The 22,205-nt window shown below is 56.0% G+C and carries 30 protein-coding genes, 1 tRNA gene and 1 pseudogene; 20 read left to right on the plus strand and 12 right to left on the minus strand.

Translation table 11 applies throughout. From position 1 onward, the window contains the following. Positions 1-11: 11 nt before the first annotated feature. Positions 12-224, minus strand: a complete 213-nt coding sequence (locus ACTWLJ_RS17415; protein ID WP_445177722.1) for a hypothetical protein — start codon at positions 222-224, stop codon at positions 12-14. A gap of 132 nt (positions 225-356) precedes the next feature. Between ACTWLJ_RS17415 and ACTWLJ_RS17420 the strand changes: the two genes are divergently transcribed. Together ACTWLJ_RS17420 and ACTWLJ_RS17425 are read left to right on the plus strand one after the other, a co-directional pair. Next, positions 357-662, plus strand: coding sequence for a hypothetical protein (locus tag ACTWLJ_RS17420; RefSeq protein ID WP_445177723.1), 306 nt, complete (start codon positions 357-359; stop codon positions 660-662). Between the two features lie 166 nt (positions 663-828). Beyond that, positions 829-1,146 (plus strand): I78 family peptidase inhibitor, encoded by a 318-nt coding sequence (locus ACTWLJ_RS17425; RefSeq protein WP_445177724.1) that lies wholly within the window; start codon positions 829-831, stop codon positions 1,144-1,146. 73 nt (positions 1,147-1,219) lie between these two features. On the opposite strand, the gene ACTWLJ_RS17430 is transcribed toward ACTWLJ_RS17425, so the two are convergent. Together ACTWLJ_RS17430 and ACTWLJ_RS17435 are read right to left on the minus strand one after the other, a co-directional pair. Continuing rightward, positions 1,220-1,432: a cold-shock protein gene (locus ACTWLJ_RS17430; RefSeq protein ID WP_003179963.1), complete on the minus strand. Its 213-nt coding sequence runs from the start codon at positions 1,430-1,432 to the stop codon at positions 1,220-1,222. Between the two features lie 292 nt (positions 1,433-1,724). Further along, the gene (locus ACTWLJ_RS17435; protein WP_445177725.1) at positions 1,725-2,024 is read right to left on the minus strand and encodes a hypothetical protein; all 300 of its coding nucleotides are present in this window, start codon (positions 2,022-2,024) and stop codon (positions 1,725-1,727) included. A gap of 370 nt (positions 2,025-2,394) precedes the next feature. Here ACTWLJ_RS17435 and thrS point away from each other — a divergent pair, with 370 nt between their 5' ends. The 9 genes from thrS (at position 2,395) to ACTWLJ_RS17480 (ending at position 9,847) form a co-directional block, all read left to right on the plus strand. Further along, positions 2,395-4,317: a threonine--tRNA ligase gene (thrS, locus tag ACTWLJ_RS17440; protein WP_445177726.1), complete on the plus strand. Its 1,923-nt coding sequence runs from the start codon at positions 2,395-2,397 to the stop codon at positions 4,315-4,317. After that, the gene (infC, locus tag ACTWLJ_RS17445; RefSeq protein WP_172668659.1) at positions 4,317-4,868 is read left to right on the plus strand and encodes a translation initiation factor IF-3; all 552 of its coding nucleotides are present in this window, start codon (positions 4,317-4,319) and stop codon (positions 4,866-4,868) included. The genes thrS and infC overlap by 1 nt, the downstream gene beginning before the upstream one ends. Before the next feature lie 60 nt (positions 4,869-4,928). Further along, complete coding sequence (rpmI, locus tag ACTWLJ_RS17450; protein ID WP_008145659.1) at positions 4,929-5,123, plus strand: 50S ribosomal protein L35; 195 nt, start codon at positions 4,929-4,931, stop codon at positions 5,121-5,123. A 27-nt stretch (positions 5,124-5,150) separates the two neighbouring features. Continuing rightward, positions 5,151-5,507 (plus strand): 50S ribosomal protein L20, encoded by a 357-nt coding sequence (gene rplT / locus ACTWLJ_RS17455; RefSeq protein ID WP_002553161.1) that lies wholly within the window; start codon positions 5,151-5,153, stop codon positions 5,505-5,507. A 109-nt stretch (positions 5,508-5,616) separates the two neighbouring features. Then, complete coding sequence (gene pheS, locus ACTWLJ_RS17460) at positions 5,617-6,633, plus strand: phenylalanine--tRNA ligase subunit alpha (protein WP_445177727.1); 1,017 nt, start codon at positions 5,617-5,619, stop codon at positions 6,631-6,633. Between the two features lie 26 nt (positions 6,634-6,659). Further along, positions 6,660-9,038, plus strand: a complete 2,379-nt coding sequence (pheT, locus tag ACTWLJ_RS17465) for a phenylalanine--tRNA ligase subunit beta (protein WP_445177728.1) — start codon at positions 6,660-6,662, stop codon at positions 9,036-9,038. Between the two features lie 3 nt (positions 9,039-9,041). Continuing rightward, the gene (ihfA, locus tag ACTWLJ_RS17470) at positions 9,042-9,344 is read left to right on the plus strand and encodes an integration host factor subunit alpha (RefSeq protein WP_002553164.1); all 303 of its coding nucleotides are present in this window, start codon (positions 9,042-9,044) and stop codon (positions 9,342-9,344) included. Next, complete coding sequence (locus tag ACTWLJ_RS17475) at positions 9,325-9,681, plus strand: MerR family transcriptional regulator (RefSeq protein WP_003179985.1); 357 nt, start codon at positions 9,325-9,327, stop codon at positions 9,679-9,681. Before ihfA ends, ACTWLJ_RS17475 begins: the two co-directional genes overlap by 20 nt. An 89-nt stretch (positions 9,682-9,770) precedes the next feature. Beyond that, positions 9,771-9,847 (plus strand) — tRNA-Pro (locus tag ACTWLJ_RS17480). An 89-nt stretch (positions 9,848-9,936) separates the two neighbouring features. Here ACTWLJ_RS17480 and ACTWLJ_RS17485 read toward each other — a convergent pair. Beyond that, complete coding sequence (locus ACTWLJ_RS17485) at positions 9,937-11,055, minus strand: tyrosine-type recombinase/integrase (RefSeq protein ID WP_445181366.1); 1,119 nt, start codon at positions 11,053-11,055, stop codon at positions 9,937-9,939. After that, positions 11,048-11,260 carry a hypothetical protein gene (locus ACTWLJ_RS17490; RefSeq protein ID WP_445177729.1) on the minus strand — a complete coding sequence of 71 codons (213 nt, stop codon included), beginning with the start codon at positions 11,258-11,260 and terminating at the stop codon, positions 11,048-11,050. Before ACTWLJ_RS17490 ends, ACTWLJ_RS17485 begins: the two co-directional genes overlap by 8 nt. Before the next feature lie 111 nt (positions 11,261-11,371). On the opposite strand from ACTWLJ_RS17490, the gene ACTWLJ_RS17495 reads away from it, so the two are divergent. Both ACTWLJ_RS17495 and ACTWLJ_RS17500 read left to right on the plus strand, forming a co-directional pair. Further along, positions 11,372-12,061, plus strand: coding sequence for a phage minor tail protein L (locus ACTWLJ_RS17495; protein ID WP_445181367.1), 690 nt, complete (start codon positions 11,372-11,374; stop codon positions 12,059-12,061). Between the two features lies 1 nt (position 12,062). Then, positions 12,063-12,827 (plus strand): C40 family peptidase, encoded by a 765-nt coding sequence (locus tag ACTWLJ_RS17500; RefSeq protein ID WP_445177730.1) that lies wholly within the window; start codon positions 12,063-12,065, stop codon positions 12,825-12,827. A gap of 152 nt (positions 12,828-12,979) precedes the next feature. Here ACTWLJ_RS17500 and ACTWLJ_RS17505 read toward each other — a convergent pair whose 3' ends face one another. Both ACTWLJ_RS17505 and ACTWLJ_RS17510 read right to left on the minus strand, forming a co-directional pair. Further along, entirely contained in the window at positions 12,980-13,564 is a 585-nt protein-coding gene (locus tag ACTWLJ_RS17505; RefSeq protein ID WP_445177731.1) for a hypothetical protein, read from the minus strand. A 96-nt stretch (positions 13,565-13,660) separates the two neighbouring features. Next, positions 13,661-14,104, minus strand: coding sequence for a hypothetical protein (locus ACTWLJ_RS17510; protein WP_445177732.1), 444 nt, complete (start codon positions 14,102-14,104; stop codon positions 13,661-13,663). 194 nt (positions 14,105-14,298) lie between these two features. Here ACTWLJ_RS17510 and ACTWLJ_RS17515 point away from each other — a divergent pair, with 194 nt between their 5' ends. The 5 genes and pseudogenes from ACTWLJ_RS17515 to ACTWLJ_RS17535 all read left to right on the plus strand — a co-directional run. Continuing rightward, positions 14,299-14,721, plus strand: a complete 423-nt coding sequence (locus ACTWLJ_RS17515) for an RDD family protein (RefSeq protein ID WP_401211692.1) — start codon at positions 14,299-14,301, stop codon at positions 14,719-14,721. 43 nt (positions 14,722-14,764) lie between these two features. After that, positions 14,765-14,818, plus strand: coding sequence for a lipoprotein (locus ACTWLJ_RS17520; protein ID WP_445181368.1), 54 nt, complete (start codon positions 14,765-14,767; stop codon positions 14,816-14,818). A 59-nt stretch (positions 14,819-14,877) separates the two neighbouring features. Then, positions 14,878-16,058 (plus strand): IS3 family transposase gene (locus tag ACTWLJ_RS17525; RefSeq protein ID WP_445177733.1). Its coding sequence is split into 2 segments (ribosomal slippage): positions 14,878-15,145 and positions 15,145-16,058, totalling 1,182 coding nucleotides; the frame shifts between segments, so codons are not numbered across the junction. A 62-nt stretch (positions 16,059-16,120) separates the two neighbouring features. Continuing rightward, positions 16,121-16,360 (plus strand): YceK/YidQ family lipoprotein, encoded by a 240-nt coding sequence (locus ACTWLJ_RS17530; RefSeq protein WP_401211689.1) that lies wholly within the window; start codon positions 16,121-16,123, stop codon positions 16,358-16,360. A 162-nt stretch (positions 16,361-16,522) separates the two neighbouring features. After that, positions 16,523-16,732, plus strand: a pseudogene (locus ACTWLJ_RS17535) (MFS transporter); the annotation flags it as partial. A 118-nt stretch (positions 16,733-16,850) separates the two neighbouring features. Here the strand turns inward: ACTWLJ_RS17535 and ACTWLJ_RS17540 are convergent. The 3 genes from ACTWLJ_RS17540 to ACTWLJ_RS17550 are packed head-to-tail and all read right to left on the minus strand — an operon-like array spanning position 16,851 to position 18,204. Then, complete coding sequence (locus ACTWLJ_RS17540) at positions 16,851-17,396, minus strand: NADAR family protein (RefSeq protein ID WP_445177734.1); 546 nt, start codon at positions 17,394-17,396, stop codon at positions 16,851-16,853. After that, positions 17,383-17,913 (minus strand): hypothetical protein, encoded by a 531-nt coding sequence (locus ACTWLJ_RS17545; protein WP_445177735.1) that lies wholly within the window; start codon positions 17,911-17,913, stop codon positions 17,383-17,385. The genes ACTWLJ_RS17540 and ACTWLJ_RS17545 overlap by 14 nt, the downstream gene beginning before the upstream one ends. Positions 17,914-17,928: 15 nt before the next feature. Beyond that, positions 17,929-18,204 (minus strand): hypothetical protein, encoded by a 276-nt coding sequence (locus ACTWLJ_RS17550; RefSeq protein ID WP_445177736.1) that lies wholly within the window; start codon positions 18,202-18,204, stop codon positions 17,929-17,931. 163 nt (positions 18,205-18,367) lie between these two features. On the opposite strand from ACTWLJ_RS17550, the gene ACTWLJ_RS17555 reads away from it, so the two are divergent. Next, complete coding sequence (locus ACTWLJ_RS17555; RefSeq protein WP_445177737.1) at positions 18,368-18,697, plus strand: hypothetical protein; 330 nt, start codon at positions 18,368-18,370, stop codon at positions 18,695-18,697. A gap of 57 nt (positions 18,698-18,754) precedes the next feature. Here ACTWLJ_RS17555 and ACTWLJ_RS17560 read toward each other — a convergent pair whose 3' ends face one another. After that, the gene (locus ACTWLJ_RS17560) at positions 18,755-19,168 is read right to left on the minus strand and encodes a VOC family protein (RefSeq protein ID WP_445177738.1); all 414 of its coding nucleotides are present in this window, start codon (positions 19,166-19,168) and stop codon (positions 18,755-18,757) included. A gap of 202 nt (positions 19,169-19,370) precedes the next feature. Between ACTWLJ_RS17560 and ACTWLJ_RS17565 the strand changes: the two genes are divergently transcribed. After that, a complete protein-coding gene (locus ACTWLJ_RS17565; protein WP_445177739.1) occupies positions 19,371-21,182 on the plus strand; it encodes an ABC transporter ATP-binding protein in 1,812 nt (603 codons plus the stop codon). On the opposite strand, the gene ACTWLJ_RS17570 is transcribed toward ACTWLJ_RS17565, so the two are convergent. Next, positions 21,179-22,123 carry an alpha/beta hydrolase gene (locus tag ACTWLJ_RS17570; protein WP_445177740.1) on the minus strand — a complete coding sequence of 315 codons (945 nt, stop codon included), beginning with the start codon at positions 22,121-22,123 and terminating at the stop codon, positions 21,179-21,181. The two genes, ACTWLJ_RS17565 and ACTWLJ_RS17570, sit on opposite strands and share 4 nt — an antisense overlap. Positions 22,124-22,205 lie beyond the last annotated feature (82 nt).

Consider the following 22,205-nt stretch of genomic DNA (forward strand, 5'->3'; position numbering starts at 1 on the left):
CTGCGGGTTTTTTACGCGTCGGTGGTTTGTGTATCGACGACCTGCTCGTGCGGATATCGCTCGAATATCTGCGAGATGAATTGCTGAGCCGCTACGGTTCCCAATTCCTTGACCAAAAGGTCTATCCCGATAATTGCCAGTTCCTCCGTGGTCCCCGGACTATAGGAACTGTGTCCGTCTGCCCATTTGGCCTTGATGTCGGCGTCGATGCTTACGCTGCTCATGAGTGTGCTCGAAAGGTCGGGAAGTCTGAGTGTCGAGTTAACCACTTTGTCGGGCGTTTGGCACTGCGACTTAGGCATGAGCCCGGTGCTGTGCGACACTTGGTCTTTTCCGGCTGACCCAAGGATCGCGTTGTGCAGATTGATTTGAACACCCCTGACGGCCTGACACTTGAGGCTGTACGCCGATTGCTGGCCTCGGCCAGTGACGACGAACACACTCAGTTGCGTGTCACCAAGGGCGGCATCGCTTACCTTTCTTCTGGCGTTACCGGCGGTAAGGATATCGACGGACTGCTGTTTCGGCTGGAGACCTGGGCCAAGGGTTCGGGCTACGTCGGCAACGTCGCGGCCAGCGATGAAGTCTGGGTGATGCAGATCTTCAATGCGCTCAAGGAAAACTGGCCGAACCCACCGTATGACTACATCGACGTCTACTGAGCTCGTTAATATTCAGTGACGATTACGCGTACAAACGTCGGACGCTATTGAGGCACACTCGGCGTTTTACCGGGTCGTGGGGCAGGGTGATAGCACTGGGTGCGAAACCAAATGCCAAAATGGCGGTCGCACGATCTCAGCTTAACTATTGAAAGAAGGAGGCTTCATGCCTTTGAAGTTCGCGTCATTGGGTGCACTTATGGCCGTTGCCATGCTGGCCGGTTGCAGCACTACCTCCAGCGATTCGACGAAGGACACTGTGGCGACCGACACCGGTCACAGCCGCTGTGAAGCAACGGCGGCGGAGTTTGCCATTGGCAAGAAGGCTTCGCCGGAACTGCTGGAACAGGCTCGTGCCAAGGCCGGAGCGCAGAACGCTCGTTTCCTCAAGCCAAACGACATGATCACCCTTGAGTACCGCTCCGATCGCCTGAATCTGAACACCGATAACAATCTGGTGGTCACTCGCGTCAACTGCGGCTGATTGCCGCCAGCTTTTGCTACAGGCAATAAAAAACCCCGTCACATGGACGGGGTTTTTTTAGTGCGCCGAGAAATTACTCTGGGCGAACCTGTGCAGCTTGCATACCCTTTTGGCCTTTCTCAGCCACGAAGGAGACAGTCTGGCCTTCTTTCAGGCTTTTGAAACCGTCGGATTCGATAGCTTTGAAGTGTACGAACAGGTCGTCACCGCCACCTTGAGGAGTGATGAAGCCGAAGCCTTTTTCATCGTTGAACCATTTAACGGTGCCGGTTTGGCGATTAGACATGGTGTATCTCCAAGAAACATATATTTTCAGTAGTACTGTGCTGCTCAGGCCAACTGGGCACACCCGGGTATCATAGTCGAAATGTTCACTTTGTAAGCCCCCCGGACGTGCTGTTTGCTTTCATATTGCACTTTGTTCGCTTGCTGAAATCGCTGAAAGCCCCGGTTTACGGGGCTTCTGGTCGGGAAGCAAGGGTGTAAAAAAAGCTATAAAAGCTGCGTAAATTATCGAATTCAGGGCTTTTTCAGGGCTTTTTTAGCCCTCCGCAGCTCGAAAGCACTCTCGATAGGGCTTATTTCTGTACCCGGCAAACCGAGATTTCTTTCAGTGCGCGCTGACCCAGTTCGCCACTTGGCGGGGTGTTCTTGTCCATCAGTTGGGCGATTTCCTGTGTAGTGAATTTCTTCTCCAGGACGTCGGCGCCACAGGTGCAATGTTGCTTGGCCACAGTAGGGTTGACGCTTTTGCTGGCAGCAGCTGTGCAGTCACTCATGTACTGGGCTTTTACGCCGGCAGGCCAGGCCGCTTGAGCGCTCAGCGGCAGAAGCATGGCCAGTGGGGCCGCGAAAGCAAAAAGACGGATAAGGCGCATGTCTGTAACTCCTTGGATTGATATCGGCGACGATTCTCAGTCTATTCGAGGCAAAGCGTATATCCCAAGTTCACTTTTCGCTCCAGAAATGGACATTTTGATTCGTTCACATCGGCGACCGTTCATCTGTGCTAGCATGCCCGGCTCGGGCGTTTGCAAGCTTCGGTGATCTTCAGTCCCGGTGGCGGTTAACGCACGAATAACTCTGATTTGAATCCCAGTCACTCTGGTTCGGTTTTCCGGTTGGCCGCAAGGCTCCTGCCGCTGTAAGGCAGGCGTTCGTCATTGAATGGCCTGGATCGGATCTTGTACTGGCTCATCCCAACCCACGTGACCTTTGGTAGGGGTCACCACTAGGAGAGGAGGCGCCATGCCAACTATTACTCTTCCCGACGGCAGTCAACGTTCATTCGATCACCCGGTTTCCGTAGCCGAGGTCGCCGCATCCATTGGTGCAGGTCTGGCCAAAGCCACCGTGGCCGGCAAGGTCAATGGCAAGCTGGTTGACGCCAGCGACATCATCGACAGCGACGCTTCGCTGCAAATCATTACGCCAAAGGATGAAGAGGGGCTGGAGATCATTCGCCACTCTTGCGCTCACCTGGTTGGCCACGCGGTCAAGCAGCTGTACCCGACGGCCAAAATGGTCATCGGTCCGGTCATCGACGACGGCTTCTATTACGACATCGCCTTCGAACGTCCTTTTACTCCGGACGACATGGCCGCCATCGAACAGCGCATGCAACAGCTGATCGAAAAAGATTATGACGTGATCAAGAAAGTCACTCCGCGCGCCGAAGTGATCGAAGTGTTCAAGGCCCGTGGCGAAGACTACAAGCTGCGTCTGGTCGAGGACATGCCGAACGAGCAGGCCATGGGTCTGTACTATCACGAAGAATACGTCGACATGTGCCGTGGCCCGCACGTGCCGAACACGCGTTTCCTCAAGTCATTCAAACTGACCAAGTTGTCCGGCGCCTACTGGCGTGGCGACGCCAAGAACGAGCAATTGCAGCGCGTTTACGGTACCGCTTGGGCTGACAAGAAGCAGCTGGCTGCCTACATTCAGCGCATCGAAGAAGCTGAAAAACGCGATCACCGCAAAATCGGCAAGCGTCTTGGCCTGTTCCACACTCAGGAAGAATCCCCGGGCATGGTGTTCTGGCACCCGAACGGCTGGACTCTGTACCAGGTGCTTGAGCAGTACATGCGCAAAGTGCAGCGTGACAACGGTTATCTTGAGATCAAGACGCCGCAAGTGGTTGACCGCAGCCTGTGGGAGAAATCCGGGCACTGGGCCAACTACGCCGACAACATGTTCACCACTCAGTCGGAAAACCGCGACTACGCCATCAAGCCGATGAACTGCCCGTGCCACGTGCAGGTGTTCAATCAAGGCCTGAAGAGCTACCGCGAGCTGCCGATGCGTCTGGCCGAGTTCGGTGCCTGCCACCGTAACGAGCCGTCGGGTGCTCTGCACGGCATCATGCGTGTACGTGCGTTCACTCAGGACGACGCCCACATCTTCTGTACTGAAGAGCAGATGCAGGCAGAATCCGCCGCGTTCATCAAGCTGACCATGGACGTTTATCGCGATTTCGGCTTCACCGATGTCGAGATGAAGCTGTCCACTCGTCCGGAAAAACGCGTTGGCTCCGACGAATTGTGGGATCGCGCCGAAGCTGCATTGGCCGCAGCGCTGGACAGCGCGGGCCTTGCGTACGATCTGCAGCCGGGCGAGGGTGCTTTCTACGGTCCGAAAATCGAATTCTCGCTGAAAGATTGCCTTGGCCGTGTTTGGCAATGTGGTACCTTGCAGCTCGATTTTAACCTGCCGATCCGTTTGGGAGCCGAATACGTCTCCGAAGACAACAGTCGCAAGCACCCGGTAATGTTGCACCGGGCGATCCTTGGATCCTTCGAACGTTTCGTCGGGATTCTGATCGAGCACTACGAGGGCGCGTTCCCTGCGTGGCTGGCTCCGACTCAGGCAGTGATCATGAATATCACTGATAAACAGGCGGATTTTGTCGCCGAAGTCGAAAAAACTCTCAACGAAAGCGGATTTCGTGCCAAGTCCGACTTGAGAAATGAAAAGATCGGCTTTAAAATCCGCGAGCATACTTTGCTCAAGGTTCCCTATCTCTTGGTGATCGGAGATAAGGAAGTCGAGATGCAGACTGTCGCTGTGCGTACTCGTGAAGGTGCTGACCTGGGCTCGATGCCCGTCGCCCAGTTCGCTGAGTTTCTCGCGCAAGCGGTTTCCCGGCGTGGTCGCCCAGATTCGGAGTAATTATTATTAAGCGTGAAATGAGACAAGATAAACGAGCTGCACCGAAAGCCCCGATCAACGAGAATATCTCGGCACGCGAGGTTCGGTTAATTGGTGCTGAAGGTGAACAGCTTGGGATTGTGTCAATTGAAGACGCGCTTCTTAAGGCTGAAGAGGCCAAACTGGATCTGGTGGAAATTTCCGCCGATGCAGTACCACCTGTTTGCAAGCTGATGGACTACGGCAAATCGATCTTCGAAAAGAAGAAACAGGTTGCCGCTGCAAAGAAAAACCAGAAGCAGATTCAGGTTAAAGAAATCAAGTTTCGTCCAGGGACGGAGGAAGGGGATTACCAGGTAAAACTGCGCAACCTGGTACGTTTCCTGAGTGATGGGGACAGGGCCAAGGTATCCTTGCGATTCCGCGGCCGTGAGATGGCCCACCAGGAGCTGGGGATGGAACTCCTCAAGCGGGTTGAAGGTGACCTGCTCGAGTACGGTTCGGTCGAACAGCATCCTAAGATGGAAGGACGCCAGCTGATTATGGTCATCGCCCCGAAAAAGAAGAAGTAATCAACAGGGCACGGCAGGCCTTCTGATTATGTTTATCAACTGAATGCGGAGTATCCGAACATGCCAAAAATGAAAACTAAAAGTGGTGCTGCTAAGCGGTTTCTGAAAACTGCTAACGGTATCAAGCACAAGCACGCTTTCAAGAGCCACATCCTGACTAAAATGTCGACCAAGCGTAAGCGTCAACTGCGCGGTAGCAGCTTGCTGGCACCGTGTGACGTGGCAAAAGTCGAGCGCATGCTGCGCCTTCGTTAATTTAGTCAAGAATAGAGGAAGTAACTCATGGCTCGTGTAAAGCGTGGCGTCATTGCCCGTAAGCGTCACAAAAAAATTCTGAAACTTGCTAAAGGCTACTACGGTGCACGTTCGCGCGTATTCCGTGTTGCCAAGCAAGCGGTAATCAAGGCAGGCCAATACGCCTACCGTGACCGTCGTCAGAAAAAACGTCAGTTCCGCGCTCTGTGGATCGCTCGTATCAACGCTGGTGCTCGTGTTAACGGTCTGTCCTACAGCCGTTTCATCGCTGGCCTGAAAAAAGCTTCCATCGAGATCGACCGTAAGGTTCTGGCTGATCTGGCAGTGAACGAAAAAGCGGCGTTTGCTGCGATTGTCGAGAAAGCTAAAGCCACCTTGGCTTAAGTACCCCCGACAGTCACCCGGCCTCACCTCTGTGGGGCCAGGTGTTAAACGTCTTAAATAGGGGAAGAGCCTTCAAGCTCTTCCCCTATTTTGTATCTGGAGTCTGTACATGGAAAACCTGGATGCGCTGGTCTCTCAAGCACTAGAGGCTGTGCAAAGCGCTGAAGACATCAATGCCCTGGAGCAAATCCGGGTTCACTACCTTGGTAAAAAAGGTGAATTGACTCAGGTGATGAAGACCCTGGGGAATTTGCCGGCAGAAGAGCGTCCGCAAGTCGGCGCCCTGATCAACGTTGCCAAGGAGCGTGTCACAGAAGTTCTCAATGCGCGCAAGGCACTGTTTGAAGAGGCCGAACTGGCCGCCAAACTGTCTGCCGAGTCAATTGACGTGACGCTGCCGGGCCGCGGTCAGACCTCCGGTGGTCTGCATCCGGTTACCCGGACTCTGGAACGTATCGAACAGTTCTTCACTCATATCGGCTACGGCATTGCCGAAGGCCCTGAGGTCGAAGACGACTATCACAACTTCGAGGCACTCAACATCCCAGGCCATCACCCGGCCCGGTCGATGCACGACACCTTCTATTTCAATGCGAACATGTTGTTGCGCACCCATACCTCGCCGGTACAGGTCCGCACCATGGAATCGAAACAGCCGCCGATCCGCATCGTCTGCCCAGGCCGTGTGTACCGTAGCGACTCAGATATCACCCACTCGCCGATGTTCCACCAGGTCGAAGGCCTGCTGGTTGATCGCGACATCAATTTCGCCGACCTCAAAGGGACCATCGAAGAGTTCCTGCGGGTGTTCTTCGAAAAAGAACTGGCCGTGCGTTTCCGTCCGTCCTACTTCCCGTTCACCGAGCCATCCGCTGAAGTCGACATGGAATGCGTGATGTGCAGCGGTAAAGGCTGCCGCGTCTGCAAGCAGACTGGCTGGCTGGAAGTGATGGGCTGCGGCATGGTGCACCCGAACGTGCTGCGCATGTCCGGCATCGATCCGGAAGAGTTCTCGGGCTTTGCCTTCGGCATGGGCGTTGAGCGTCTGGCCATGCTCCGTTACGGCGTGAACGACTTGCGTCTGTTCTTCGACAACGACTTGCGGTTCCTCGCGCAATTTCGCTAGTCGTAACGAATTCTTAGGAGAGCAGGATGAAATTCAGTGAACAATGGCTGCGCGGCTGGGTTAGCCCGCAGGTAAATCGCGATGAGCTGGTTGCTCGTCTGTCGATGGCGGGTCTGGAGGTCGATAGCGTGACCCCGGCCGCCGGTGTATTCAGTGGCGTTGTGGTGGGCGAGGTGCTGAGCACCGAGCAGCATCCGGATGCCGACAAGCTGCGTGTTTGCCAGGTCAGCAATGGCGCGGAAACTTTCCAGGTCGTGTGCGGTGCGCCTAACGTGCGTCCGGGCCTGAAGATTCCATTCGCGATGATCGGTGCCGAACTGCCGGGCGACTTCAAGATCAAGAAGGCCAAGCTGCGCGGCGTTGAGTCCAACGGCATGCTGTGCTCGCAGTCCGAGTTGCAGGTCGGTGAAGGCAATGACGGCCTGATGGAGCTGCCGGCCGATGCGCCGGTGGGCGAAGATTTCCGCGTTTATCTGGATCTGGAAGACGCCAGCATCGAGGTCGACCTGACCCCGAACCGTGGCGACTGCCTGTCCCTGGCCGGTCTGGCCCGTGAAGTCGGCGCGCTGTACGCCGCTCCGGTCACCCGTCCGGTGGTGATGACCATTCCTGCCGTACACGACGAAGTGCGTTCGGTAGAAGTGTTGGCACCATCTGCGTGCCCACGTTACCTGGGTCGTGTAATCCGCAATGTCGATCTGTCCAAACCGACGCCGCTGTGGATGGTCGAGCGCCTGCGTCGCGCCGACGTACGCAGCATCGACGCTGCCGTCGACATCACCAACTATGTGATGCTTGAACTGGGTCAGCCACTGCACGCATTCGATCTCGCCGAAATCAATGGCGGCATCCGTGTGCGCATGGCGGAAGAAGGCGAGAAGCTGGTATTGCTCGACGGTCAGGAAGTCAGCCTGCGTAGCGATACGCTGGTGATTGCCGACCATACCCGCGCGCTGGCAATTGCCGGTGTGATGGGTGGCGAGCATAGCGGTGTTTCTGCGACGACTCGCGATGTATTCCTGGAAAGTGCGTTCTTCGATCAGATCGCTGTTGCTGGCAAGGCTCGCTCCTATGGCCTGCACACCGATGCGTCGCACCGCTACGAGCGTGGCGTGGACTGGCAGTTGGCCCGTGAAGCCATGGAGCGCGCCACTGGCCTGCTGCTGGAAATCACTGGCGGTGAAGCCGGCCCGATTATCGAAACCGTCAACGAGCAATATCTGCCGTCGATTGCCCCGATCATCTTGCGTGCCGCACGTATCACTCAGATGCTCGGCATGGAAATGGATTCGGCACAGGTCGAGCGTCTGCTCAGCGCCTTGGGTCTGAACATTTCTGCTGACGGTGCAGGGCAGTGGCGCGTAGAAGTGCCGAGCCATCGCTTCGATATCAGCCTGGAAGTCGATCTGATCGAAGAACTGGCCCGTCTGTATGGTTACAACCGTCTACCGGTCCGTTATCCGCAAGCTCGCCTGGCGCCACAAGCCAAGGCTGAAGCACGTAGCGATCTGCCTGAATTGCGTCGCCTGCTGGTGGCCCGTGGTTATCAGGAAGCGATCACTTATAGCTTCATCGATCCCAAGCAGTTCGAACTGTTCAACCCGGGCGTCGAGCCGCTGTTGCTGGCCAACCCGATTTCCAACGACATGGCAGCCATGCGTTCGTCGTTGTGGCCGGGTCTGATCAAGTCGTTGCAGCACAACCTGAATCGCCAGCAGGATCGCGTCCGTCTGTTCGAAAGCGGTCTGCGCTTCATCGGTCAGCTGGAAGGCCTGAAGCAAGAGCCAATGCTCGCCGGTGTGGTTTGCGGCAGCCGTCTGCCGGAAGGCTGGGCGCAGGGTCGCGATACCGTCGACTTCTTCGACGTCAAGGCTGACGTGGAAGCGTTGCTGGGCTTCGCTGGCGCGCTGGATTCGTTCACTTTCACTCCGGGCAAGCACCCGGCGCTGCACCCGGGTCAAACCGCGCGCATCGAGCGGGAAGGGCGCGAAGTCGGTTTCATCGGCGCAATTCACCCTGAATTGTCGAAAACGTTGGGTCTGGACCGTCCAGTCTTCGTCTTTGAGCTGGTTCTGGCCGAAGTTGCGCTGGGGAAAATGCCTAAATTCCACGAGTTGTCGCGCTTTCCTGAAGTGCGTCGTGACCTTGCACTGATCGCGCATACCGACGTTGCGGCCTCGGCTGTATTGGACGTAATCCGTGAAAATGCAGGCGAATGGCTCACTGATCTAAGGCTGTTTGACGTTTATCAGGGTAAAGGCATTGATCCTGATAGAAAAAGCCTTGCAGTTGGCTTGACCTGGCAGCATCCATCGCGCACTCTTAATGACGATGAGGTGAATTCGACGGCGCAAAATATCCTCACCTCGCTCGAACAAAGGTTGAACGCCACGTTAAGGAAGTGACGTATGGGGGCTTTGACGAAAGCTGAGATGGCGGAACGTCTGTATGAAGAGCTGGGCCTGAACAAGCGGGAAGCCAAGGAATTGGTTGAACTGTTTTTCGAAGAAATCAGGCACGCTCTTGAAGACAACGAGCAGGTCAAATTGTCCGGTTTCGGCAATTTCGACCTTCGGGACAAACGCCAGCGGCCTGGCCGCAACCCGAAAACGGGGGAAGAAATCCCGATCACGGCTCGCCGTGTGGTCACCTTTCGTCCAGGGCAGAAGTTGAAGGCCCGAGTTGAGGCTTATGCTGGAACCAAGTCATAACGACGAACTACCCGTCATCCCGGGCAAACGCTACTTCACCATTGGTGAAGTCAGCGAGCTGTGTGCCGTAAAGCCACACGTGCTGCGCTACTGGGAGCAGGAGTTTCCTCAGCTCAACCCCGTCAAACGCCGCGGGAACCGCCGGTATTATCAGCGCCAGGACGTGCTGATGATCCGGCAGATCCGCGCGCTCCTTTACGATCAAGGATTCACCATCGGCGGCGCACGCCTGCGCCTGTCCGGCGATGAAGCCAAAGACGACACCACCCAATACAAGCAAATGATCCGCCAGATGATCGCCGAGCTCGAAGATGTGCTGGTGGTTCTCAAGAAATAAAAAGCTGCTTTTGAATACTTCCAGTTTTCAAAAGCTTGCGATATATTCTTGAGCGTTCCTCGAGATGAGGAACGGGTTGCAAGACCAGTCGGGGCGTAGCGCAGTCCGGTAGCGCACTAGCATGGGGTGCTAGGGGTCGAGTGTTCGAATCACTCCGTCCCGACCATAATTCCTGAGTAAAATCAGACACTTGAGCCGATCAGATAGATCGGCTTTTTTGTGCCTGCGCAAAACCCGCGCAAAACTTGCGCAAAACTACCCGGTGATTTCGCTGATATTGAGGTCTGGAATTGCCTCCGACCAGACGATTTCGGCGTGGTCCTTCTGGTAGTTTTTGGTCATGCTCTCGCTGGCATGGCCGGCGATTTTCTGCCCATCTTTACCTGCCTTCTGATACAGGTGCAGCGACAGCGCTCGCACCTCATGGAAGCCTGGCATCTCTTCCTCCTTCCATCCCTTGTAGCAACCCGCCACCTCCCGGGCTTCTTTGAAGGCTCGCGTCAAATATCGTTCTTCGACCTGCGTCCAGTGGTCCTTCGTCTGCGCCTGCTTCTGCTTTTTTCGGTCTGGCCGACGGTGGATCAGGTATGGCGAGACGATGTCATCCCGGCACCGGCTGATCACTGCCTGGAGTTCCTCGGTCACTTTGAACCGAATCCATGCTGCGTCGCTGGCCTTGGCCGTTTTCTGCTGCACCACATACAAAAATCCTTCCCGAACACCATCGAACCGCATGTTCAAAATGTCCGTGCGGCGCTGCGCGGTGATCAGCGCGAGATCTATGGCGTTCTGCAGCCAGAACGGCGCTTTCACCCGAATGGCTTTCAGGCCTTCGACGGTGTGCCGCTTGCGCTGCTTCTTCTCAATTCGGTTGATGGTGCTGGCTGCCGGGTTGTCCGGGCACAGTCCTTTGGCCGCTGCGTGGTTGAAGATGTCGACCAGCAGAGCGCGACATTGGTTGGCCGTCCGAGGGGTGAGTGCATCCAGCATCTCCGCGATCATGCGGATCGTGATCTGGTCGACGGCTTTCCCTTCGAAGTTTTTGCGAAAGCGCCGGAAGTGCACTGCGTACAGGCCGAGCGTTCCCTTCGCCAGCTCTCGCGGCGGTAGCACGTCGCCCTCGTAAGTGTCGAGGAAACCGGCAAACGACTCGGATGTGTTGCCCATCACGGCGCCGATCAGATCAGCGCCACGCATGAACTCGAGGTTCAATTGCTTGGCAGCCTCGATTGCCTTGATCCGGTCGCTACCAAACTGGAACCACTTACCGTCGGTAGGCCGCCGGTAGCGATAGGTCGAGCGCCGCGAATCGAAGTACAGGTTCTGCGGGAGGCTCTTGTTCGCCTTGTTGCGCGCCGTGGGACCATCATGCAGCTCCTTTCAATACCATCGCGACCAGGTCATTACCGTCCGACCGATTGAACGCCGTCCAATCAACGTACCAGAGTTTGCCGATCTGCTCGCCGGGCACCTGGCCGTTACGAATGTAGTTGCGAATAGCTTGGGGGCACGGAGGCGTGCCGTTCTCGCCCCAGCGCCGGCGCTGAAACTCACTGATCTTGATCAGCTCTCTTCTCATTGTGATGCTCCATGCCGCGCGTGGCGGCAGAAGGTGGTTATTCGGTGCGGAAGACTTCGGCTCGAACCGCGCGCCATTCCTGTTTTGTGGTGACCGGTTCGCGGCCAAACCATTGCTCGGCTTCTTTCGCCAGATCCTCGCGGGCTTGGCTCCATCCGCCACCGAGGCGAAGCGCCAGAACTGCTCGCTTATGAAGGCTCAGTTGAAGAGCTGCCAGCAAAGTCGATCTTCTGGCAAGGCAATGAGTACGCGGCGTGGCCGGTTCAGATTGAGGGTATCGGCGCGGACAGTAATGGCAGCGCCACCCGGCCGACTTTCATGGCTGGCAACGTCAACGGGCGAATCACCGCGCTTTGCTTGGCCTTCGATGACTTGCTGAAGTTTCAACTGACTGTGCGCGAGACGCTGGCCCAGTACCTGGATGCTGCGAACTTTCCCGAGGGCAACCCGACCGCCGACCCCACGCAAGAGGCGCTGGAGATCTGGTTCATCGATCAGAAAACCGGTGAGGACGGCGAGGTTGTGCAGTGGGAGCTTTCGTCCCCGGGCGAGATCGACAACCACGGGTTGCCCGGGCGGCAGATGACGACCTTTTGTCACTGGGCTATGACGGGCGAATATCGCGGGCCGAACTGCGGGTACACCGGCGGGGCGATGTTTGATGACGACGACAATCCCGTCGACGACCCCAGCAAAGACGAGTGCAAGGGTGGCCTGAAGTCCTGCAAGTTGCGTTTCGGCCAGAACAACCAATTACCACACGGCGGATTTCCCGCTGTTTCCTTGATCGCACGGAGCTGACATGCGAAAGCACATCTTGAGCGCGATTCAGGCGCACGCGGCGGCCGAGTACCCGAAAGAGTGTTGCGGTCTGCTGCTGGCTATCGGGCGCAAGCAGCAATACTTTCCCTGCAACAATGTCTCGACCGAGCCGAGCGAAGAGTTCCGGATTGACCCCGAGCAGTACGCAGCGGCTGAAGACTTCAGCGAGGTAATCGGCGTGGTCCATTCGCATCCGGACGCCACCAGCCGGCCGTCACCGCGCGACCTGGCCATTTGCGAAGCGACTGCGTTGCCGTGGCACATCCTGAGCTGGCCCGAAGGCGATTTGCGCACTGTCATGCCGTCCGGCGAGGTGCCGCTGCTCAAGCGTCCATTCGTGCACGGCGCCTGGGACTGCTGGCAGGTCTGCGCCGATTGGTACAAGCGTGAGTGGGGGCTTGAGTTCGAAGCCTTCAATCGCGCCGATGGCTGGTGGGAGAGCAAGGACAACGCCAGCCTGTACGAAGCGAACTACGAGGCTGCCGGTTTTTATCGCGTCGACCAGCCGCAGCGTGGCGACATGATCGTCATGGAAGTGGGTCGCACGGTTTTCCCGAACCACGCCGGGATCTTCCTCGGTGCTGATCCAGCGCTGCCTGGTGAGGATGCTGCGACGTTCGGCCCGGGGCCGTTCCTGCTGCACCACCTTTATGGAAGGCCGTCCGAGGTTATCGTTTTCGGAGGCCCGTGGCTTGATCGCACGCGCCTGATTCTCAGGCACAAAGACGTCCAGCCAGTCACATGATGCGGTAGGGGGATCGGGGGTTTTTATGGATGTTCACTTGTTGAGCGCTGCTCAGAAAGCAATTTGCGCTGAAGACATTCCAGTCTCTAAAGCGATGGTTGAAGCAGGTCTCGCTGTTTTGGAAGAGACTGGAGAATGGCCACTATCAAGATCTACGGTCGAAAGAGCTTTTCAGGAGATGTATCTTTGCGGATTTCGAGAATCTGTTCCCGCGTCATATGACCTTTGATAATTGCACCATTTAAGGCAATCGCCTGGAAGATTCTCATCAGCCTGTGGCACTGATCCCTCAGGTCTTTGAGCTTGAGCGATGTGTTGGATGATTTGGGACTTCTCGGTTTTATGAGATCCGTCAACGATGCAGTTTCGCCTTCGTTCAAGCCCCATTGCCAATGCACTATCTTATGTCTCAGTTTTGCCACGGCATCGAAAGACTTTAGTGTCGTGAGCAAATCCTCGGATGCGTTCTTTTCGACCGCTGCGGCATCTGCTATCTGACCTTGGACGTACCTGATCATGCCCGCCATGGACATGTTGGTTTCCACGACAAGCCTTTGAGCGTCGGTAACTGACATTTTCATAAAAAATGCAAAAAGTTCGGAAAGCTGCCACTCCACTGCGGAGTAGTTTGCGATGAACTGTCCCATTGCATGCAGGTGCTCATCGGACGGGCCGACGTTGTACTGGCGAGGCCAATCTATAGAAAAGGGCTCTCTCGGCTGAAACTCGTCACTCACATTGACCTCCAGGTCATTAACACGCCGAAATTGGCGCAATCCCACTCCTTGGGCTTGCAGGCGAAGGACTGAGGAATCCGTTGCTCTTTGCAGATTTCAACCCGATTTGGAATCCCAGCCTGTCACTTGGTCATTCTCGACAGTGATGCGGAGGGCATACCTGTTCGCACTCTGATGGTGATACTTCCAAATATCTCGGGTTTTTGTTTTTAAAAACTTGTGGTCTGTGGCTGCCGGCTGGCCGAGAGAGTCGATCAGTTGTTCAGATGTTTGTCCGGTCCAAATTCTTTTTTCGAGTATGTTTTGAACAATATGCTCTTCCTGATATTTGTCCCTTAAGTATTTCAGTCGCGCACGTTTTTTGGCCCAAGCAATGATTATCAGGAGTAAGAAGATCCCAGCGATCACCGCAGCTGGAATCTGCCACCCGACGGACTTGTTCATTTTGTCGAAGAGGTAGATTGGCCCCCCCACAATGAGCGCGAGTATGAGCAGCCACCCAGTCAACTCCTTCTCGGCTTTTGAAACGCGCTTCGCCATGTCCTTTCCCTGATAGCGGCAAAATTGATAGCCGAAAGCTACTACTTTGAGTGTGCGGGGCGTTACTGGGGATTCGTACAGGCTGATTTGATGCTTTGACCCAAGCGTGTTCAGAGCTTCGGCTTGGGGTGAGCTAAATATTTTTTGGGCGGTGCCGATATTCTCTGATTCATATACCAACGGAGTGGCAACGCATGGAAGTAAGCAATACCCAAGGCGAGTATCAGAAGCCCAAAAACCTAGCCGGGCTGGGGCGGCGGTGGGGAGGACAAATGATTGACTCAATAATCACCTTCGTTCTGTTCTACATCGTAGGTTTAACAGCCGAGTTTGTTGGTTTGCCACCAAGCGTGGTTGGCATCTTGGCTTTAGGCTCAGGTGCGGCGTATTACCTGTTTTCCGATGCAATGCCCAACGGTCAAAGCTTGGGTAAAAAGCTGCTGGGGATGTCAGTGATTGATGAGCGCAGCTACCTTAGCTGCAATCTATATCAATCTTTTATGCGCAACATCACGACGCCGTTTCTGAGCATTCTTGACTGGATATTTATTTTCTTTGGCTCACGGAAACGGCTTGGTGACATGCTCGCATCTACGATAGTGATCCGATCCAAGTAAAAGCAAATGCTACAGTCACCCCCTTTCAGGATGAGGAAGAATCATGCGGATTTTGATAGGGGCTTTGGCGGTGGCGATGTTGGCGGGGTGTGTGTAGTGGTCTAATTTCCCCGGACACCTCGATAAGTGGAAAATGCATCTATCGAGGAGTTTTTCATGACCAACAAACGCAGGACATTCGACGACAGCTTCAAGCTGCAAGTCGTGAAGATGATCAAGGACCAGGGGCTGACCGTTCCGCAGGTCTGCGGCGATCTGAATATTCGTGAGACAGCCGTCCGGCGCTGGGTTCAACAGTACGAGGCTGAGCAATTGGGACAGGCCGGGATCGGTAAACCGCTCACATCCGAGCAGCAGCGGATTCGGCAGTTGGAGCAGGAAAACCGCCAGCTCAAGATGGATAACGATGTATTAAAAAAAGCCACCGCCTTCTTTGCCCGCGAGCTGAAGTAACGTATCGATTGGTTCGGCAGCTGCAACAGAAGGCTTATTCGGTGGCGTATGTCTGTCGGCTGCTGGGCATCAGCCGATCCGGTTTCTACGAGGCCAACAAGCGTGCTGAAGCGCCAGCATCGATTTGTCCCGTTACCGTGCAACTCAAGGCGTCGTTTGCTGCGAGTGGCGGCTGCTATGGCGGTCGCCCGTTGCGTAAAGCGTTGCGCGCCAAGGGCATGGAAATAGGCGTTTATAAAATTCGTCGCTTGATGCGCGCCAACGGCCTGCGTTCGGCCTGGAAGCGTAAGTTTGTGCACACGACCGATAGCAAGCACGACCTGCCGGTTGCCGAAAATGTGCTGAATCGCCAATTCGAACCCGAAGCGGTGAACAAGGCCTGGGTGGCGGACATTACCTACATCCGGACCCGCAGCGGCTGGCTGTACCTGGCCGTGGTACTGGACTTGTTCTCACGCAAGATCGTGGGCTGGTCCATGGCCCCGAACATGCCCGCCGAGCTGGTGTGTAGTGCAATGCAGCTGGCAGTTGCTCAGCGTCAACCGCCACCGGGTCTGATCGCCCACTCGGATCGCGGTAGCCAGTACGCCAGCGCGAGCTACAGAGCGTTGCTGGCGCGAAATGACATGCAACAAAGCATGAGCCGTAAAGGTAACTGCTGGGATAACTCAGTGATGGAGCGCTTCTTTCTGAGCTTGAAAATGGAGCGGGTATGGCGCCGCGATTACGCCAACCACGCCGAACCGATACGTGACGTCACGGAATACATCGTTGGGTTTTACAACAACAAGCGGCTGCACTCGAAACTGGGATATCTGCCACCGACCGTTTACGAACGGACGATGGTATCGGAACCACCTATCGAGGTGTCTGGAATTAGTTGACCACTACACTTTCCGCGCCAGCGTCTATCCAGATCAGCGCAAAGCAGTAATAAGGATGTTACGTGTTTCGAAAGGCGATTTTTCTGGTGTTAATTGCCAGTGTGAGTGGGTGTGCGGCAACCGCTATGCGGATGGATTACGACAAGCACCGGTGCCCCTATATCGGTGTGCGGTTCGACTGGTGGGCGGTGGGCGCCAGCAATGGAAAACTGATTCCCTTTTTACTAATCGACGCGCCATTTTCGTTGGTGGTCGACACCGTCTTTTTCCCTTTTGAATATCAATACAGCTGCAACCTTTAAGCTGTTAAGAGGCGTCCGCATCGAGCTGTGATCTGGCCGGGGCTCAACCGGCATTCGGCGAAAGGGGTAGCCCTATAGGCGACCGGTTGGCACATCCGCTGCCCGAGACTTAGCCTCAGATCACACCCCGATGTGCTCTCATAAGGACGCCGCGCTTTTGGCTGGCACAAAGACGACCTGACCGATTGGCGAGCGTGGCTAGTCTTTCTCACTACAGGCTTGGCCTGTTCCGTTTACCTGACTGGCATGGTGAGCCTCTACCTTGGTGTGACTGAGCCGAACATCGTCATTGGCGTTGGCTTCCTGCTCGGCACGTTCGGCGGATCACTGCTCGCGGCCATAAACCGAGCCATCAAAGCCGCTGACCTCTAGGCGCTAATTCGCCAACGGTTCGGGGGAGGCAACCGATGACGACATCAGCCTGCACAACACTCAGATTCGCGATGCCAGGCTGGTCCTCATGTAAGCGTGCTCCAACCCGAAGTAAACATCAGCGCTCGTCGCGCACCTCCATAAGTGCAAACCCCAATAGATTCAGCCCCTGCCATGCATTCGGATTACTAGCGTTCACATCATCCTGAGCGAGTCCAATTCCCCAGATGCTATCCACCGGACTCGCCTCAACGATAATGCGAGAAGCAGTCTCTTTCAGGTAATTGTTCAGCTCCGGATTTTGGGAGAACTTGGCCCGATTTGCGCGGACGACAATTTCATATCTGTGTTGCAGCCAATCCTGATCATTGAATCCCGCTACGTTGCGGCCAAGTGCTTTGGCTGCATTAGGGGTTGGGGCCTGGAGCACTTGAGCGCGAATGTCCTGGTCGCCGAACAGGGCTGCCTTCTCTGCCATCATGTAATGTTCGGCGGTTGGGTAGCATTGCCCTTCGATAGTGAATTCGGCGATGTACCACTGGCTGAAGCAAGCGGCAGTCATGCCTTTTTTACTTCGCTGGTGTCCCCAGAAAAAAGCAAACTCCAGATTCTCTCCCGCGTTGAAGCGGGCGCGCAGATCTTCGAGATATTTAGAATCGTTCAACGGGGCTTCCTTGGTGATCGACTTTCAATGCTGGGAGTGAGGCAAACGCTGTTGCTCTCGAAACCTGTCTCTTCAAGGCTATCGCGAGCATCACCGCAGCCGTGAGGCCTGGCATCAGAAAAATGTAGGTGGTATCTGGAAAAGACTGAGTAAAGACTGCCCAGATCACGCCCCAAATGGCTGTAACAATCACACCGACTATGAGCGTATTTTTGTTTGAAACGCTCGGTGTGCTGGACATCGCAAGTCTATAAATTTTCCAGATCGACCAGAGACAGAAAGTCGAAATTGCAATTATTGTCAGCTCAACTGGAAGCTCGCGCCAGCTCCTGGTACCGACTGTTCCCACAACAAGAAAGAATGTGCCTGTGAGAAAAAGCAGGGTCACTGGTAGTAGTCCGGCAATAGCACCGATTGTGAGCACTATGCGCAATATTGTGAGGTAGTCCATTAGCCCCGCCGATTCGGTACCGCGATTAAAGACGGACTTAATACCGGCAGGCTGCAGATATTTCAAGCTTGGGCAAAGTCTTTATTGCCTTTGCTCGCCCTTGCTATCACTTGAATCACTGGAGCCCGCAGCATCTTTCTCAGTCGCTTCCGAATCCGCCCCTGAATTCGATCCCGACGCCTCTTCACCTTTCTTGTCAGCCTTATCCTCCTTGGACTCAGAGTTGTTCGACTTGTTGAGCCCGGGAATCGCACTAGGTGGCGCCGATCCTTCCGCAGTCTTTTCCACTGCCAAGGCAAAAGGCGTCGCAATCAAAAACACACTGGCAAGTGAAAATGCAGCAATCTTGTTATTCATGATCCGGGCCTTCCGCACAGAGGTTGTAGTCATTGGAAGGATCATGAGTCGCAACGTGCCAGGCGTCTGACGAGTGGCAAAACCCGAAGGCGGCAAACTGCTGGCCCCCAGGCTTTCGCTTCCCCGGCAAAATCGCCTTTTTTCAGAAGGTTAGGTTGGCCATATGCGGACGATTGTCATCACCGTTGCAGCGCTTTCCCTGGCTGTTTTTGCCTCGGGAACTCAGGCAAAAGAACTGAGCAAGAGTCACCGTTTTGCCTGCACCTGGGGCTCCGACATTGCTGCCGGGGCGCAGCAGTCGAAGTTGACGGGAATCTCGTTGTACGGCGCACGCAAGCAATTGCAGGTACGCAAGTTCCAGCAGCCGTGGATGCGCATGACCGCCATGGGCATTACCGAGCAGACCTACAACAGTAGCTCGCGGCTCAAACCGGCAGCGGTGAAGCAGACCTATTACGAGCAGTGCGTCAGGCACGAACTGGCGCAGCGATGAAATGAACAGCCCGACCTGAAGAGGCCGGGCTTTTTCATGCCTGTTGAACACGCGGTGTTATTTTTCGCTTTCGCAATTGACCATCCACGACACGCCAAAACGATCCACCAGCATGCCGAAGCGTACCGCCCAGAAGGTCGCTTCCAGCGGCATGTCGAAGCGGCCGTCCTTGGCCAGCGCATTAAAGACGCGCTCGGCTTCGGCGATGCTGTCGACGTTCAGGGAAATGGAGCAGCCGCTCATGCCTTGAGTCGGACGATCGGGTGTGGTGTCAGAAGCCATGATCATTTGGTCACCGACCTTGAGGCAGGTATGGATGATCAGGTGGTGTTGCTCCTTGGGCACCTGCCCGGCGGCGGGTGTTTCGCCGAACGTCATCATGGTTTCGAGTTTCCCTTGCAGGGCTTGTTCGTAAAAGGTGAAAGCGTCGCGACAGTTACCGTTGAAGATCAGATAGGGATTGATTTTCATGTCTCTGCTCCCGGCAGTCAGGCGCGGAGAGAGGCGGTTAGTCGCCAGGTTCCGCGTTGGGCGGTTAAAACATAGCAGAGCTTTTGACCTGCGCCTGGGTAGAGTTATTCAGGATATTTTTGTCTGATTCTCTACTGTGAAAGTCGAGGGCCGGGCTGGAGTACCATAGCCCGCTACGATCACCCGCCGAGCCCAATGCCCTATGCCTGTTCTATCGCGTTTTACCTCGCTGCTCGATCAGGCACGACGTGCCTTGCAGTTGGTCTGGGGGACATCGCGCGGATTATTTTTGGGACTGGTACTGGCGACATTGATCGCCGGTATATTGCCGGCGCTGGCGGCTTGGCTTGGACAACGCATTGTTGATGCCGTAGTCGCGGCGATGCAGTTGCACGCGCAGCAGGGCGATGCGCCGTTGTGGCCGGTTTTGCGTTACGTGCTGATGGAGGCGGGGGTGTTGGCGCTGTTGTCCGGTACGCAACGTGCGTTGTCGGTTCAGCAGTCGCTGTTGCGGGTGCAGTTGGGGCAGAAGGTCAACACCCTGATTCTGGAGAAGGCGCAAACCCTGTCGCTGGTGCAGTTCGAGAACTCCGAGTTCTACGACAAACTGGTGCGCGTGCGCCGCGAGGCTTCTACCCGGCCGCTGGCGTTGGTGATGAAGTCACTGGGGCTGATCCAGAACCTGATCATGCTGATCAGCTTCGGTGTGCTGTTGCTGCACTTTTCGCCCTGGGCACTGGTGTTGCTGGTCATCGGCGCGCTTCCGGTGTTCTTTGCCGAGGCGCATTTCTCCGGCGATGCCTTCCGATTGTTCACTCGACGCGCCCCCGAGAGCCGTCAGCAGAGTTACATTGAAACCCTGTTGTCCCACGAGGCCTACATCAAAGAGGTCAAGCTGTTTGGTATTGCACCGCTGCTGTTGCAGCGCTACCGCGACACCTTTGCCCGACTGTACGCCGAAGACCGGAACCTGACATTGCGCCGTGATGGCTGGGGTTTTGCCCTCGGTCTGCTCGGCACCGCAGCGTTTTATCTGGCCTATGCCTGGGTGGTGCTCGACGCGGTGCACGGTCAGATCAGCCTGGGACAGATGACCATGTATCTGGTGCTGTTCAAGCAGGGGCAAAGCGCGGTGAGCAGCAGTCTTGGCGCGATCAGCGGTCTGTACGAAGACGGTTTGTATCTGTCGAGCCTTTACGAATATCTCGCCGAACCCGTGCTGGCGGACACAGGTCATCTCACCGTTGGCGCATCGCCGGGCGATGGCTTGCGTTTCGAGAATGTCGGCTTCCGATACCCCGGCGCCAGTCGTGCCGCGCTGGAGGGCATCGATCTGCATCTGATACCGGGACGCAGTCTGGCGTTGGTCGGTGAGAACGGTTCGGGCAAGACCACGCTGATCAAGCTGCTGACCCGACTCTATCGTCCCGATCAGGGACGGATTCTGCTCGATGGCAGCGATCTACAGGATTGGGAGCAGTCCACATTACGCCGGCGTATTGGCGTGATCTTTCAGGATTACATTCGCTACCAGTTCACCGTCGGTGAAAACATCGGCGTCGGCGATACCCTTGCCTTCAACGACCAGCAGCGCTGGAAAGATGCGGCCGCCGAGGGTATGGCCGCGCCGTTCATCGAAGGGCTGGACCGAGGTTACGCGACGCAACTCGGTCGCTGGTTTGCCGGCGGGCAGGAATTGTCCGGCGGCCAATGGCAGAAAATTGCTTTGTCCCGCGCTTACATGCGCCGTGACGCCGATATCCTGATTCTCGACGAGCCGACCTCAGCGCTCGATCCGGCAGCCGAGGCGGCGGTGTTCAAGCATTTCAGCCAGCACACCGAGGCTCGCATGACCTTGTTGATCTCCCACCGTTTTTCCAGCGTACGCAATGCCGATCACATCATCGTCCTGGAAAACGGGCGGATTCTGGAGCAGGGCGATCATGGCAGCCTGATCGCCGCTGCCGGGCACTACGCCAAACTGTTCGATTTGCAGGCCCGTGGTTATCGCTAGGAATCCTGCGCACTGCGCACGATTGCAGGTCCAGCCACATGCGGCGCGGGTTTGGACTGCATCAAGGCGTCAATCGCCTTGCGATAGTTCTGCCCGCCAAGCGCCATGCTGTTGTTGTGGGTCGCGCCGGGCACCAGCAGCAACCGCTTGGGTTGCTGGGCGGCGTTGAACAATTGCTCGCTGAAGCGTGACGGAACGAAGTCGTCGGCCAGTCCGTGTACCACCAGTAATGGCATATGAATCTCGGCGATCTTGTCGATGGAGTCGAATTTCTGCGACAGCAACCAGCGCACCGGCAGCGAGGTTTTGGCGACGGCAGCGGCAACATCGGCCAGCGAGGTGAACGTCGACTCGATGACCAGTCCACGTACCGGCAGTGGTGTGTGATCCCGGACAGCGTTTTGCCCGAGTTCCGCCGCCAGATCGATTGCCACTGCACCGCCAAGCGAATGTCCGTAGATCAGGCGTTTGTTTGGATCAGGTTGCAGCAACTTGAAGCGTTCCCAGGCGATCCGTGCATCTTCATAAACACTGCTTTCCGATGGCAGATCACCGTGGCTTTGGCCGAAACCACGGTAGTCGATGGCCAGCACCGAATAGCCCGCTGCACGCAATTGCTCGATACGAAACAACTGACCGGTCAGGTTCCAGCGCACGCCATGCAGATAAAGGATGGCCGGGGCATTCGGCCGTTCCGCCGGCCACCACCACGCGTGAATGTTCTGCCCGGCCTTCAGCGACTTGGGCTGCAGATCAAGTTCCTGCACGCTGCCCGGCAAGCCGTGATACCAGCCTGCCGTGCCGGGCTCGATACGGAACAGCAATTTGCGTTCGGTATGTTCCAGCACGGCACAACTCGCCGGCACGCCGATGATCAGGGCGGCCATGCACGCGAACGCCAGGCGGCGACGACGGAGTCGGGTCATGAAGGCGAGGAACATTAAACGTTTCACCACTGCGTAGAGAGAGAACGTTTTTACCAGATGCCCGACGCGGCGCGTGACATTTTCGACCACCGTGCAC

The organism is Pseudomonas sp. McL0111 (assembly GCF_052567255.1).

Excerpts from the sequence above, each read along its gene's own strand:
- ACTWLJ_RS17550 (WP_445177736.1), bottom strand. The coding sequence starts at position 18,204 with ATGAATAACAAGATTGCTGCATTTTCACTTGCCAGTGTGTTTTTGATT.
- ACTWLJ_RS17475 (WP_003179985.1), top strand. The coding sequence starts at position 9,325 with ATGCTGGAACCAAGTCATAACGACGAACTACCCGTCATCCCGGGCAAA.
- ACTWLJ_RS17555 (WP_445177737.1), top strand. The coding sequence starts at position 18,368 with ATGCGGACGATTGTCATCACCGTTGCAGCGCTTTCCCTGGCTGTTTTT.
- ACTWLJ_RS17560 (WP_445177738.1), bottom strand. The coding sequence starts at position 19,168 with ATGAAAATCAATCCCTATCTGATCTTCAACGGTAACTGTCGCGACGCT.
- thrS (WP_445177726.1), top strand. The coding sequence starts at position 2,395 with ATGCCAACTATTACTCTTCCCGACGGCAGTCAACGTTCATTCGATCAC.
- ACTWLJ_RS17435 (WP_445177725.1), bottom strand. The coding sequence starts at position 2,024 with ATGCGCCTTATCCGTCTTTTTGCTTTCGCGGCCCCACTGGCCATGCTT.
- ACTWLJ_RS17570 (WP_445177740.1), bottom strand. The coding sequence starts at position 22,123 with ATGTTCCTCGCCTTCATGACCCGACTCCGTCGTCGCCGCCTGGCGTTC.
- rpmI (WP_008145659.1), top strand. The coding sequence starts at position 4,929 with ATGCCAAAAATGAAAACTAAAAGTGGTGCTGCTAAGCGGTTTCTGAAA.
- pheS (WP_445177727.1), top strand. The coding sequence starts at position 5,617 with ATGGAAAACCTGGATGCGCTGGTCTCTCAAGCACTAGAGGCTGTGCAA.
- ACTWLJ_RS17430 (WP_003179963.1), bottom strand. The coding sequence starts at position 1,432 with ATGTCTAATCGCCAAACCGGCACCGTTAAATGGTTCAACGATGAAAAA.
- rplT (WP_002553161.1), top strand. The coding sequence starts at position 5,151 with ATGGCTCGTGTAAAGCGTGGCGTCATTGCCCGTAAGCGTCACAAAAAA.
- ACTWLJ_RS17415 (WP_445177722.1), bottom strand. The coding sequence starts at position 224 with ATGAGCAGCGTAAGCATCGACGCCGACATCAAGGCCAAATGGGCAGAC.
- ACTWLJ_RS17515 (WP_401211692.1), top strand. The coding sequence starts at position 14,299 with ATGGAAGTAAGCAATACCCAAGGCGAGTATCAGAAGCCCAAAAACCTA.
- ACTWLJ_RS17490 (WP_445177729.1), bottom strand. The coding sequence starts at position 11,260 with ATGAGAAGAGAGCTGATCAAGATCAGTGAGTTTCAGCGCCGGCGCTGG.
- ACTWLJ_RS17425 (WP_445177724.1), top strand. The coding sequence starts at position 829 with ATGCCTTTGAAGTTCGCGTCATTGGGTGCACTTATGGCCGTTGCCATG.
- ACTWLJ_RS17565 (WP_445177739.1), top strand. The coding sequence starts at position 19,371 with ATGCCTGTTCTATCGCGTTTTACCTCGCTGCTCGATCAGGCACGACGT.
- pheT (WP_445177728.1), top strand. The coding sequence starts at position 6,660 with ATGAAATTCAGTGAACAATGGCTGCGCGGCTGGGTTAGCCCGCAGGTA.
- ihfA (WP_002553164.1), top strand. The coding sequence starts at position 9,042 with ATGGGGGCTTTGACGAAAGCTGAGATGGCGGAACGTCTGTATGAAGAG.
- ACTWLJ_RS17500 (WP_445177730.1), top strand. The coding sequence starts at position 12,063 with ATGCGAAAGCACATCTTGAGCGCGATTCAGGCGCACGCGGCGGCCGAG.
- ACTWLJ_RS17510 (WP_445177732.1), bottom strand. The coding sequence starts at position 14,104 with ATGGCGAAGCGCGTTTCAAAAGCCGAGAAGGAGTTGACTGGGTGGCTG.